Genomic DNA, 12,672 nt, shown 5'->3' with positions numbered 1-12,672 from the left:
AGCGACCTAAATTTTTTTGCTTCTGGAGGTGGCATGTTTAATTAATACTGATAGCTCCCATCATGTTTTTCCTTAAGTAGTCAAATTCACCATAGCCACTATATAGGAAAATAAAGCGCTTTCCGTTATAATTAAACTTAATTCTATTCCAGCCATAATAAGTATCTTCATCAATATCGGTAATTTCAGAAATAGGGATAGTGATTTTATCGGTATTAACGATACCTTTTAGTGCTGAGATATAGAGATTATTATTTGAGAACTTAAAGCTAACATAGCCGTAGTTGATACCTGATTTTTGATTAATGATTTGAATGTATGCAAACATAATTTTCACGTCCCTTTCTTGATTCACCTTTATCATAAGATGTAGAACGCGTTTTAAGGCAAGGATAGAGCGTAAAAAAATCAGATTTGTATCGAACTAGTTCGAGAATTAATGCGATTTAGGAGGAGAACAAATTGATCAAACATATCTTTTCTGACATGGATGGGACCTTGTTACAAAGCAACTGTAAAATTAGTGAAAATACTATCAAGACAATTAAGGAAAGCCAAATTCCGTTTACATTGGTTTCGGCTCGCTCACCACAAGAAATGGTTGAATCCATTGCTGACCTTGAATTACATGAACCTCAAATAGCTTTCAATGGTGGCCTGATTTTTCAACAAACACCAAATGGTAAGAAAGTTTTACAGGAAACTCCAATTAATCCAGAGGGCATTAAACAAGTCCTGACGATTCTGAGACAAGATTTTCCGGACATTAGCTGTTCTTTGTATGATTTGGAGAATTGGTACATTGAAAAAGTCGATAAGGGTATTGAATATGAAGCACAGGTTTGTGATTTCGACCCAGTTATTGTTGATTTTGTTTCTTTACTAAAACAGACTGACTTAAAAATTTTTAAAATTATGCTGATTTCGTTTGATGATGCAGAAATGAAAGCATTAAATGAAAAACTACAACATCTAAATAAGGCTGGACTCGCAGTCACGCAATCAGCAAGAAATTATTTGGAAATTACAGATAATTTAGCCAAAAAATCCCGTGGGGTTCAGTATATTCAAGAGTTGGAAGAATTGGCCAAAGATGATTTAGCAGCTTTTGGTGATGGTTATAACGATTTAGTCATGCTAAAGCAAGTTGGTACACCAATTGTGATGGATAACGCTCTGCCAGGTGTTAAAGAATACGCTAAATATGTAACGAAAGATAATGATAACGACGGAGTGGCATACGGGATTTTGAATTATTTAACAGATAAGTGACGTTGGGTTTGCCGCCTCCAGGAGCAAGGAAATTTGGTCGCTGTGGGGACTGCCTGGAGCCAAGGTCTCCAGGATCGATTTTGAGCCTTGCATAAACCGCAAGTCTCAAAATTCGTCCCGTAGTGTAAGCACTAAAGTGCTAACGCCACTTTCACAGTGACCTAATTTCCTTGCTCCTTCCGGCTAGTGTATTCGTTGGTTTGAGTTATGTCTTAAACTCGGCTACTTCTGTGTCAATAAGGATAAGAGTAACAGTGCTTAAAGTATGTTCGCAATTCTCCAGTCTTTAGTTAAATATCTAGTTGTAATGATAGATAGCTTAAAAATTAGTTCTAAGAGAGTTTTGATGTTGTTGCCATATGAGAGAAATACACATATTTAAAATGTACTCAGAGACGAAAAATAAGCTTTAAGATGATTTAGATAAAATGAGTGTTAAACCAAACAAGACTAGTAATCCAATTTTGGGTTGCTAGTCTTGTTTGGTTTAAGGGGAATGGGCGATATATTTTCTTGCTATAAGGGGCTTCATGACATGACAAATTGTCTATCAGTGGGCTTTATCTTTGCTAAAAGTATTGAGACAGTCTATTTTTAATTTAAAATTATTAATCAACTAATAATTAACAGAATTTACTGGTTTCTTAATAAAGGTAGGCGATAAAAATGGTGAAGGTTTTTGCACGTAAGTTAAATTGGAAACCTCTGTTTAATAGTCTAATTTTTGGTACTGCAATTGGGACTTTTATTTATATTTTATTAAAACATGATTTGTTGCTGGGCATTGTCGTAGGAGTGATTGCTTTCTTGATTCAGAGCGTCATCATTTATCCACGTTATCTACCTAGTCTTTATGGGTGCTGGAAGATTTCTGAAGGAGCTGTCTCATATTACGATTACAGTACTTGGACGAAACGGATTCAAGCTATATTCTTACCAGTTGTGAAAAAGCAAAAATCCGTCTCATTTGATAATATTATGTCGTATTCGCTAGTAGTTTCCAAAAAAGCCGATAAGTGGACGCCACATTATATTTTATTGAAATTGGATAACGGTCATAATGTCGCCTTGGATTTATCTTGGAACTTGTTGAAATCAGGAGAACCAGGTAAGGATGTTGAATGGGTTGTTGATTTTATTACGAATAAGCTCCATCAAAAAACAGTTCAAGTTTTACAAGTATAGAATTTTTGTCCGTTAGAATATAAAAAAGTAAGGGCTGTGACATAACTATTTTTGTCTTAAACGTGCAGCATAAACGTGGAACAAAACACAGTTTTTCCCCTTAAGTCAAAAGGCACCAGCAATCCAAAATCGGATTACTGGTGCCTTTTGTTTTAATGTTCGAAAGCTGAAACTGTTTTGTCCCACTCTTTAATCTTCGTCGTCATCGTCGATTTCTTCGTCAACTTTAATATCTTTCAAGGCTGAGCGATCTTTACGGACGAGGCGTAATCGATTGAGTGAAACTTTACCAAGAACTAATGGAACACGTTCTTCAACTACATCACTGTATGATAGTCCAAACCAGTTAGCTGGTGAAATAAACTTTTGTAGGAAGAAGCGCATATGAATAACACTCTTCTTCAAACTACTGATTTTCGTATCTGGTGAGAGAACTTCTTTAATAATAGCAAATGAGAAGTCACCAACATCACGATCAGGAATAGTTGTATATTTCTGTGGTTGTGGCTTGATTTCACCATTTGACATCATATCGTTAACAACTTGACGTAAGTAAACGTTAACCTTTTGGTCAACTCTGAAGCCTAAGTAAAGTTGAACGCTGACCATGTAGTCAGTATCAAAAGTTTCAACACTATAAGCTGCAGTATAAGGTTCGTCAGTAACATTAACTGTTACAAACCAATAAACTTGAGCTCGTTTTGGACGTTTATCAAGAATTGAATAAAGAATATTCTTTTTAATACGATAACCGTCGTGAATCTTTGTTAGGTAAACCAAGTTAGTAGTGTAAAGTGGGTAACTTGGATCTTTTCTTAAATCGTTTAATTGATGTTTAAAAGCTAGTAATGAAACAAAGTGGCTCCGGTAAGTGTTATCGTCTTTGAGACGTTCGCCGTATCTCCAAATGAACATAACAGCAATAAGTAAAGCGGCAATAAACATTGTAATGTAAGCACCGTGAATAAATTTACTACTGTTAGTTACGAAGAAGATACTTTCAATGATAAAGAAGAAACTGATAATAACCGTTGTAAAAATCCGGTTGGCACGTTTCATCAACAACCATTGATGGAGCAAAATTGTTGTCATAAGCATTGTGATAGTAATTTCTAGACCATAGGCATTTGACATGTTTTCTGAAGTTTTGAAATAGAAAACAATGAACAAACAAACGACCCAGATAATTGAGTTAACTGTTGGGATATAAAGTTGACCCTTGAAGTTAGTTGGATAGTAAGTTTTCAATCTTGGGAAAATCTTCAACTTAGTAGCTTCAGATACCAATGTGTAAGAACCAGAGATCAATGCTTGAGAAGCAATGATAGCTGCCATAGCTGAGAGGAAGATTCCAAAGAGTCTGAAGTCAGCAGGAATGGATTGGTAGAACGGATTCATCGCTGAACCCATGTTTTGAAGTGCGTGATTATCCTTTACACTCAAAATCCATGTAGCTTGTCCTAAATAACTTAGTAACAGACAGATTTTAACGAAAGGCCAACTAGTATAAATATTTGGTCGACCAACGTGTCCCATATCAGAATAAAGGGCTTCAGCACCAGTAGTAGCAAGGAAAATACTACCTAGGATGAAGACGCCACGAATATTGATTGGACTTCTGAGTAATTCAAAAGCATAGTACGGATTCAAAGCTCTGATCATTGACCAGTCAGATGAAAGGTTAAGAATTCCCATTAATCCAAGGAATGCGAACCATATCAACATGATGGGACCAAAGGCACGACCAATTAATTGTGTACCAAATCTTTGGATAAAGAAGAGGGTCGACAAAATAATCAGCGTGACTATGATTACCTGGTTTTGCGTACTGATTAGGACAGTGTTGTGTATCGCAATGCCCTTTAAACCTTCAATGGCGGCTGTAACAGTAACAGCTGGTGTCATCATACCATCGGCTAAGAAGGTTGCCCCACCGACCATAGCCGGAATGATCAGCCACTTAGCGCGTTTCCTGACTAAGGTATAGAGGGCAAAAATTCCACCTTCACCTCGGTTATCAGCACGAAGAGCAATTAAAACATACTTAATTGTCGTGACTAAAGTCAGTGTCCAAAAAATTAATGAAACACTGCCTAGAATAAAGTTGGTGGACATTTTTTCCAGTCCACCATTCCCAACCATCAAAGAGTGCATAACGTATAGAGGAGAAGTACCAATGTCCCCATATACGATTCCCAAAGCAATTAGGAATCCTGCAACACTTTTCTTTGAATGGGGGTTATTCTTCAATGAATTTAGTTGTGTCTTTTCCATATAAATAATCTCCAAAAATAAACAGTTCAACCGCGATTATAACATTAGAATTGCTAGTATGAAACCACTTAATTTTGGTCTAGTGGGTTTCGCTATATATCAAAGCAATCACTTGATAATGGTATTAATCTGTTTGAATTGGAACCACTAATGAAGAATCATTTGCTTGAACTGTGTATTTGATATTTTGATTGCCACGAACGGTCATACCAAAGTCAGTGGCATAAACAATCAAACCTAATTGATGTCCCTTGAGCAACTTATAAAATGTTGGTTGTAGTTCAACACCAACATTATAGAAAATATTTGGCTTTAGTTCATCTACTTTATAGTTATTTTCACGATTCTGTAAGTTTATATGACCTTTAGTGATCATTTTGAATGGGGTTGAGGCAGCAGTTGTAAATTCTCGTAAGTCATCCTCACGCCAGTCGTAAGTTTCAGCTAGACTATTTTTAGCTAATAAAGTTGGAGAAACGGTTAAGCGTTTGGCATCACCGTAGTCAATTAATTGGAAACTAAGTAATCCAATATCGTTACTTGAACTGACTTTCAGATTCAAGCTGACTTTACCATCAATTGTTAAATCGTCGGATAGGCGGTTGGTCTTATAAATTAGTTGGTTATCGGATAGTTTATCGTCAGCCGCAACTAGATTTTGCTCCCAAGTATCGTTATGCTTGGCATAATTGTCAAAGATGGTTTGATCTAAATGATCTTGGAATGTTTGAAGATTTTCTGTAACAGGTTCAGTTGTTAATTTATCAATTGATAAATTATATTTAATTTGTGAATTTTCGGCGTTAGACCAGTCTTTGCAAGTTATCCAATTTTCTGGCTTCGTATTATCTTGGATAATAACATTAGGAATGATTTCCTTTGCTTGGTTATCGATACCGAGTAGTTCATAAGTCAACCAGAGATTGATGATATCGTTATAGTCAATCGAACGAAAAGCATTGATATAAATATGTTGGCCTTGATGCAAGATGAGCTTTTGCGTAACGCCGTTATGTTTGATTCCGTTCCAAAGACGTTCAACATTACGAGGCTTAACGTTCCAATCATTCAGACCATGGACCATGAAAACATCTGCCGTAATATTTTTGAAGTTCTTATGATAGTTACGAGCGTCCCAGAAAGTATTGTAATCACCTGTGGTACGATCTTGACCTTTTTCAATAGCTTTAACTTGGTTTGACCACTTGTCTTTAATGTTGTGGAAATCACCAGGTTGGAGGCGTCGACTGAAAGTTTCTTCAGCTAAAACATCGGCATCTTCGCCCGGAAAACCACCAGGGCAATGACTAAACCACCGTCACGATAGTAGTCATACCAACTAGAGATAGCGGCTTCACTGATAACTGTTTTGAGTCCAGTAACACCAGTAGTAGCAGCGGCTGTGGCTAAGGTTCCTAAGTATGAGCGACCAGTCATGGCGACTTTTTTATTAGACCACCATGCTTTGATTTCAATATTGTCAGTTCGATTAGTAAAGGCAGGTAATTGACCAGTTAGCCATTTAATGATTGAAACAGTTGAAGTAGTCTCTTCAGGATCACCAGTTGTTCTAAAGCCATCTGAATCTTTGGTTCCGATACCGGCCATGTAGACAACGGCAAAGCCACGGGCTAAGAAGTAATCATTTAATGTATAAGAACTTTCACGAGCAAAAGTTTGTTCAGCACGTTTTGTTTCACCGTTAACCGTTCTTGGCTCGGGAATTATTGGGTCATCGTTATGATACTCAATGTCAGAGTATTGAAGATTGTTTGGTGTTTTACGTGTTAAAGGTACGTTGACGTTATGGGTGAGTTTTTCACCAGTTTCATCATTAGTTCCTTGGTTGTATGGGCTGGCTGTGTAAAGAACTGGGACTTTCAAGCCATTTTCAGTTTCACTGGGACGCAAAATCTCAGCTTTTAAAAGGTCACGTTTGCCGTCATGGTCACTGTCTTGTGGAGATTCAACATAGACAACTTCACGAATTAATTCATGTGGATCAAAGACGGGTAAGGTTTTACCATTGAATAATAGCGGCTTAGTTACTTTGCCATAAAATTTAGTGAAATATCCTTTAGTAGCAAGTGAGTCAAGATAAGTTTGACCAACTTTATTATGAGTTGCCAATAACCAATACCAAGCAGATTTTAATTCTTCAATCGTAAATGTATCGCCGTTATGATCAGCAATCATCAATTGGATTTTCTTCATTGCGGCCAAAGGATCAGAGAATGAAAAATCAACGTCTGGGTTAAATTTTAAAAGTTGTAACGCTACATTATAAAAAGCGGTAACTGAAACATGTGTCGCTGAATCTAAGTAATCATTTAAATTTTGTTCTGGTGTTGCCATATAAGTTTTTAATTCTTCTTCAAAAGTTGAGGAAGTTTTAGCTTCTAAAAAACTTTTACTTAAAAAACTGATCCACAATTGAATCGGATTGGTTTCAGATTCATTATCTTTATCAAGGAATCCAATTTCAGTCAGCTCTTTTAATTGATCTGTAAAGTCTGTTGGACGAATTGCAAATTGGTTATTTTTCATAGAAACAACTCCTTTATTAGATATTAATTTTATTATAGAGCAGTGGGGAAGTTTTTACCTGTTTACTGAAAGATATTAAGTTAGGCATGCCGCCTCCAGGAACAATGAAATCAGGTCGCTGTGGGGACCGATTCGAGCCAAGGTCTCGAATCTCGACTTTGAACCTCGCAAAGACCGCGAGTTTCAAAGTTCGTCCCGTGGTGTAAGAGCTAAAGCTAACGCCACTTTCACAGCGTCCTGATTTCATTGCTCCCTCTGGCTAGTTTATTCGTTGTTTTTTATACAGCATGTTGAATTTGCAGATTACTATTTTTATTGCCTTAAAGATTAGAGCACCATACTTAAAGTATATTTTTAAATTTCTAACTTTTAGTTATTTAATTTAAATTCATTGAACTATGAAATGTATGAAACTATCGTTATTTATAAAAAAGAAGTCCCAGAAACTAGAACCTTTTGTTCTGAGCTTTCGAGGACTTCTTTTGATTTATTTTTGATATTTAGATATTAAGCTAATGCGCCCATTGGATCCCATGGTGCCAATACTTTTGGATCTTTTGATTCTGTTTCAAAGGTATTCTTAAGATCTTCTGGTAAGTATTTCTTGTTGATAACTAGTTGATAAACGAATTCATCGAACCATGAGTCGCTCATTACGAAGTAACCTTTAGTTCCAACTTTTTCACCCCATGAGTTTTCAACTTTCCACTTCAATGGGTTACCATTTTCGTCTAAGTCAACACCTGTAATAACCATGGCGTGTGTCATCATACTTTCGATGTAATCAAGGCGTTCTGCTTTGGTCATCTTCAAGTCGGTATTTAGTAGGCCTTCAAGATCATAAATGTTTGTATCCATGATACCAATCTTACGGTCTGAACTTTGACCAACATCACTACCGAACCAAACAGTTTCGCCGGCTTGGAGTTGTTTAACAGCTAACTTCTTGAAGTCATTGATTTCAAGGTTCAAGTGGCGTACTTGGCGACCACCAACGACATTACCTAACATTTCAACGGTATAAACGTGATTGTATGGTTTGTCAGCTGTTGGGGCGTTGATTGTTGAGATATAACTGTCTAAGTCCCAGCCAACATATTTCTTGAAGAATTCTTGAGGTGTGATACCTGTTTCTTTGTGATAATTTTTATCATCGTCACGGTAAGCCCAGTCGAATTTGGTAGGTGGAACGCCAACTGTGTAAACCAAAATCTTGTAGATTTCGCTTAGAAGTTCATTCTTCTTACGTTCGATATCTTCAGCAGATTTATTATCATTAACAAGGTCACGCAAGATAATAGCATCTTTACGTAATTTTTTATTAAGAACATTATTTAGTTCGGAAGAGTTTGTACGACTGAATGTATCTGGCATAACAGCCTTAGGAACAACACCATATTTTTGAACTAGTGCCATAACCATATCCCATTGACCACCGTCTTGTTGAGGTGTTGCCATTAAAAAGTCAACTTTACGGTCGCCAGTAGGTAGGGCAGCTGTGTTGATAACATTTTCAAAGAAGTAATTTGATTTTTCTAGTTTATCCCAGAAAAGCATGTAGCCTTGTGATAATTCGAATCCCTTAATTTTGAAATTATCTTGAAGAGGGTGTCTCATTGTGTTCAATGCTGCGAAAACCCAGCATAATCCAGATTGCTTTTGATCGGCAACTTTACCAGTATCAATTTCAACTGAGAAAGTAGGGTCCATGGCAACTTTTGAAGCCATTGTTTCACTTGATTTGAACAAACCGTTGTTAGCTACTGCATTTTTAATTGCAGAAGAACCAGGTGTGTTTTCAAATGCAGTTTTAAATTTATCTAATTCTGATGATGTGATTTCTTTAGTCATACAATAATCTCCTCTATCTGATATTTTCAATTACTTTAGGTCCATCGTCATAACCAACGATAATAGTATTAACTATATCAAGAAATAGTCCATGTGCAACTATTCCAACTTGATGATCTAACCAATCGGCTAGTAGATGAGGGTGCTTAATTTCGCCCATCTTTAAATCAATAACGTAATTTTTATTATGTGTTAAAACACGGTCGCCTTTATCATCTAAACGGAATTCAGGATGCAAGTCTTCTTTTTGAAGATCGACAAAAGTCTTTTCACAACCGAAAGGAATAACTTCAAGTGGTAATGGAAAACTTCCCAAAGTGTCAGCCAATTTTGATTGGTCGACGATCCAAATGTTTTTGGTGGAATTAGTTGCAACCATTTTTTCAAGTAAGTGGGCAGCACCGCCACCTTTAATACCTTGGTAGTTTTTATCGATTTGGTCGGCACCATCAATTGTTAAGTCAATATGATCAACATCATTTAAATCTTTGGTTGGAATACCTAAAGATTTAGCTTGTTTTTCTGAACGGGATGAAGTTGTCACCGCAACGATATTTTTAATTTCACCGGCTTGATAACGTTTGCCAAGTTCCTCAATCATATAATAAACAGTAGAACCAGTACCTAGTCCGACAACAGAATCACTCTTGATGTAGTCAACAGACTTGATGCCAACGGCTTTCTTTAATTCATTTTGATCCAACTAATTTTCCCCCTTTTTTAATAGCTCTTGGTAATTTTCAGCTAACAAAAATCTGATTTCTGGTTTTCTTTCAAAAGTAGCTTTAGCGTACTCACAAACTGGGACGATTTTGAGCCCCTTCAAATCAGCAAAATCTAAAGCAGCGTTCAAAAGTTTACCAGCCAATCCTTGTCCACGATATGAATCGCTGACATAAGTGTGATCAAGTGAAATAACTCCATCTTTAACAGCGGAATAAGTGATTTCACCAATCATTTCGTCATTATCTTCAAGAAAGAAACGACCGTCCTCATGTTTCATTTCCATAAAATTACCTCCTGCTTTTTAATTAACTAAGGGATGCCGCTTCCGGAAGGGAGAATTGTTATCCTGCTGTGGGACCGGTCTGAGCCAAGGTCTCAGACCTCGATTTTGAGCCTTGCACAAACCGCAAGTCTCAAAATACGTCCGTGGAGTAAGAGCTAAAGCTCTAACTCCGCTATCACTGCTGGATAACAATTCTCCCTCCCTCCAGCTAAATTACTATGGAATTTAATTGTTTAATTATCAATTTATAATCATTATCTAGTAATCATTCAATTAAGTTAGCTGGAAGTCGTGATTGAGTTAGTTAGCAGTGGTGGTGTTAGGACGGTGATTTTCCGTTCTTACAGCACGGGACGAGTTTTGAGATTTGCAAATTGTCAAAGCTCAAAATCGAGCCTAGAGGCCTTGGCTCCAAGCGGTCACCACAGCAGACTGACTCAATCACGACTGGAGGCGGCATCAAAAAAAACCACCTTAAGTTAAATTTAATATAATACTACTCTATTATAAGAAGAAAGTCAGTGTAATGAATAGTTTTATAGCTTCTAAAATGCTATTATTTTAGATATCTAATGCTTAAGGAGTTTTCGATTTGACTAAAAAACGTGGATTTGAAATTGTAAAAAAATACGAAGGTAAAGATATTAATTTACCAGTTCGTCAAACTAAAAATGCCGCAGGATATGACATTGAGAGCGCTGAAGATTTTGTAGTGCCTTCAATTTGGAAGTTCGGTGTGCTCAATGTTTTGAAATTTTTGCTCAATAAAGGCAAAATGGATGATGATAAAATTGCTGAAGTTCAAAAGTCAATTAAACCAGTTTTAGTTCCAACCGGTGTTAAAGCATATATGCAAGACGATGAAGTGTTAATTATTGCCAGTCGTTCTAGCAACCCATTGAAGCGTGGCTTATCAATTCCTAATGGTATTGGTGTTGTTGATGCTGATTATTATAATAATGAAAGCAACGAGGGAGAACTGTTTGTTCAATTGATCAACTTTTTCCCAGTTGATTATACTGTTAAAAAGGGTGAACGTTTGGCACAAGGTATTTTCATCAAATATCTAACAACTGATAATGATGAAGGCGGATTAACGAAACGTAATGGAGGATTTGGTTCTTCAGGAATATAATAAGAAAGGAACTATTTTATTGGCAAAAGTTAAAACGAAATTCGTATGTCAAAATTGTGGCTATGTTTCACCAAAGTATTTAGGACGTTGTCCTAACTGTGGTGTCTGGAATCAAATGGTTGAAGAAGTTGAACATCCAGAAGCTGCCAAAGCTAGTGCAACTCCCAGTCGTCGAGTTAGTGACGTTGAAGCAAAGCCTATGAAGTTAAATGAGGTATCTTTTGAGAAGGAGCCTCGAGTTGAAACTGATTTGGGTGAATTAAACCGAGTACTTGGTGGCGGTATCGTCCCAGGATCATTGATTTTGATTGGTGGTGATCCTGGTATTGGTAAATCGACGTTGTTAACACAAGTATCAGGACAATTGGCCAAAGATGGTAGTAAAGTTTTGTATGTTTCTGGTGAAGAGAGTGCTTCACAAATTAAAATGCGTGCCGATCGGATTGGGGTCAAGGGTGACAATTTGTACCTTTATCCCCAAACCGATATGAGTTATATCCGTGAAACGATTGATGAAATGCACCCAGATTATTTGATTATTGATTCTGTCCAAACAATGGATGAGCCAGAAATTACCTCAGCTGTCGGTAGTGTTTCACAAATTCGTGAAGTAACAGCCGAGTTAATGAATATTGCTAAACAACAAAATATTACTGTTTTTGTCGTTGGTCATGTGACCAAAGGTGGGGCCATTGCCGGTCCAAAAATTTTGGAACATATGGTTGATACTGTTCTATACTTTGAAGGGGATACTCACCACAGCTATCGAATTTTGCGTTCAGTGAAAAATCGTTTTGGTTCAACTAATGAGATTGGTATTTTTGAAATGCGGACAAAGGGCTTAGTTGAAGTTGCTAATCCATCGGAGATCTTTTTGGAAGAACGTTTAGCTGATGCCAATGGTTCCGCCGTGGTTGTTTCCATGGAAGGTACGAGACCAATTTTGGTAGAAATCCAATCATTAATCACACCAACAGTTTTTGGGAATGCCAAAAGAACTGCCACAGGTTTAGATCACAACCGCGTTTCTGTGATCATGGCAGTGTTGGAAAAACGTGGCAACTTGATGCTTCAAAATCAAGATGCCTACTTAAAGTCGACTGGTGGTGTAAAGTTGGATGAGCCAGCTATTGATTTAGCTTTGGCCATGTCAATCGCATCAAGTTATAAAAATACTGGGATTCCTGGAACAGATTGTTTCGTTGGTGAAGTTGGTTTGACAGGTGAAGTTCGTCGCGTTAACCGCATTGATCAGCGTGTCAATGAAGCCGAAAAACTAGGCTTTAAGCGTATTTTCATTCCCAAGAATAATCTCGGTGATTGGTCGAAAGACAATAAAATTCAAATAATCGGTGTTAGTACAGTATCAGATGCAATGAACAAAATTTTCTAATGAGGA

9 protein-coding genes and 1 pseudogene are annotated in these 12,672 nt (G+C 37.0%); 4 read left to right on the top strand and 6 right to left on the bottom strand.

All coding sequences use genetic code 11. From position 1 onward, the window contains the following. Nucleotides 1-37 precede the first annotated feature (37 nt). Nucleotides 38-328: a hypothetical protein gene (locus D1B17_RS09735; RefSeq protein ID WP_120141906.1), complete on the bottom strand. Its 291-nt coding sequence runs from the start codon at nucleotides 326-328 to the stop codon at nucleotides 38-40. Between the two features lie 134 nt (nucleotides 329-462). Here D1B17_RS09735 and D1B17_RS09730 point away from each other — a divergent pair, with 134 nt between their 5' ends. After that, the gene (locus D1B17_RS09730; RefSeq protein WP_120141907.1) at nucleotides 463-1,272 is read left to right on the top strand and encodes a Cof-type HAD-IIB family hydrolase; all 810 of its coding nucleotides are present in this window, start codon (nucleotides 463-465) and stop codon (nucleotides 1,270-1,272) included. Nucleotides 1,273-1,938: 666 nt separating this feature from the next. Continuing rightward, nucleotides 1,939-2,457, top strand: a complete 519-nt coding sequence (locus D1B17_RS09725; protein ID WP_120141908.1) for a hypothetical protein — start codon at nucleotides 1,939-1,941, stop codon at nucleotides 2,455-2,457. 189 nt (nucleotides 2,458-2,646) lie between these two features. Here D1B17_RS09725 and D1B17_RS09720 read toward each other — a convergent pair whose 3' ends face one another. From D1B17_RS09720 to D1B17_RS09700, 5 genes and pseudogenes are all read right to left on the bottom strand, one after another. Continuing rightward, nucleotides 2,647-4,731 carry a KUP/HAK/KT family potassium transporter gene (locus D1B17_RS09720; protein WP_120141909.1) on the bottom strand — a complete coding sequence of 695 codons (2,085 nt, stop codon included), beginning with the start codon at nucleotides 4,729-4,731 and terminating at the stop codon, nucleotides 2,647-2,649. Between the two features lie 124 nt (nucleotides 4,732-4,855). Further along, nucleotides 4,856-7,278 (bottom strand): annotated as a pseudogene (locus tag D1B17_RS09715) (Xaa-Pro dipeptidyl-peptidase). A 507-nt stretch (nucleotides 7,279-7,785) separates the two neighbouring features. Next, nucleotides 7,786-9,129: a C1 family peptidase gene (locus D1B17_RS09710; protein WP_120141910.1), complete on the bottom strand. Its 1,344-nt coding sequence runs from the start codon at nucleotides 9,127-9,129 to the stop codon at nucleotides 7,786-7,788. A gap of 13 nt (nucleotides 9,130-9,142) precedes the next feature. Further along, complete coding sequence (gene rpiA / locus D1B17_RS09705; protein WP_120141911.1) at nucleotides 9,143-9,832, bottom strand: ribose-5-phosphate isomerase RpiA; 690 nt, start codon at nucleotides 9,830-9,832, stop codon at nucleotides 9,143-9,145. Beyond that, nucleotides 9,833-10,138, bottom strand: a complete 306-nt coding sequence (locus tag D1B17_RS09700) for a GNAT family N-acetyltransferase (protein WP_120141912.1) — start codon at nucleotides 10,136-10,138, stop codon at nucleotides 9,833-9,835. A 592-nt stretch (nucleotides 10,139-10,730) separates the two neighbouring features. Here D1B17_RS09700 and D1B17_RS09695 point away from each other — a divergent pair. Then, entirely contained in the window at nucleotides 10,731-11,273 is a 543-nt protein-coding gene (locus D1B17_RS09695; RefSeq protein ID WP_120141913.1) for a dCTP deaminase/dUTPase family protein, read from the top strand. 19 nt (nucleotides 11,274-11,292) lie between these two features. Beyond that, nucleotides 11,293-12,666 carry a DNA repair protein RadA gene (radA, locus tag D1B17_RS09690; protein ID WP_120144186.1) on the top strand — a complete coding sequence of 458 codons (1,374 nt, stop codon included), beginning with the start codon at nucleotides 11,293-11,295 and terminating at the stop codon, nucleotides 12,664-12,666. The last annotated feature ends 6 nt before the right edge of the window (nucleotides 12,667-12,672 follow it).

The organism is Companilactobacillus zhachilii (assembly GCF_003606365.2).
Taxonomy (GTDB): domain Bacteria; phylum Bacillota; class Bacilli; order Lactobacillales; family Lactobacillaceae; genus Companilactobacillus; species Companilactobacillus zhachilii.
The sequence above is the reverse complement of the archived record's forward strand: the minus strand, read 5'-3'. Positions and strand labels throughout refer to the sequence as shown.